Genomic DNA, 707 nt, shown 5'->3' with positions numbered 1-707 from the left:
AAAGTTCAACGTCCTTCGGCATGTAACTCGCTAGACACACTGCTTGTTCACGAGAAAGTGGCGGCGAAATTCTTGCCAATGATTGTCGAGCGAATGAGTGACAAAGTGACGTTTGTAGCAGAACCAAAAGCGAAAGCGCTAATGGCTCAAGCTACGCAAATTCGCGATGCCGTAGAAGGTGATTTTGATACCGAATGGCTAAGCTACACGTTAGGTGTAAAAGTTGTCGCTGACGTGAAAGAGGCGATTGATCATATGCGAGTTCACAATGCGAGTCACTCAGATGCAATCATGACCAACAGCTTGATTAACTCAGAGTTGTTCATCAATTCGGTGGGCTCGGCTGCAGTTTATGTGAATGCGGCAACGCGCTTTACTGACGGCGCCCAATTTGGCTTGGGGGCTGAAGTGGCCGTCTCAACTCAAAAGCTACATGCACGTGGCCCGATGGGTTTGGAAGAATTAACAAGCTACAAATGGGTCGGCAAAGCGAACTACTTAGCACGCAGTTAACAGATTCGACTCGATATTGATTGAAAAAGGGGCACTAGTGCCCCTTTTTGTTTTCTCTCACATATCAATTCCGCTACACTAGTCTGGCTTTTGGGACGGCCCCAAAGGCACGTTATTTGGAGGTGATATGCATTGTCCTTTTTGTTCAGAGAACGATACAAAAGTAATTGATTCCCGATTGGTTGCGGATGGTC

2 pseudogenes are annotated in these 707 nt (G+C 46.8%); both read left to right on the top strand.

Features of this window, described 5'->3' with window-relative positions:
* Window positions 1-513: pseudogene (locus R8O11_RS27700) on the top strand (gamma-glutamyl-phosphate reductase); the annotation flags it as partial.
* Window positions 514-640: 127 nt separating this feature from the next.
* Window positions 641-707 (top strand): annotated as a pseudogene (locus R8O11_RS27695) (transcriptional regulator NrdR); the annotation flags it as partial.

This window comes from Vibrio sp. 1288 (genome assembly GCF_033344475.1).
Note: the sequence above shows the minus strand (reverse complement) of the source record. Positions and strands in the feature narration are given on the sequence as shown.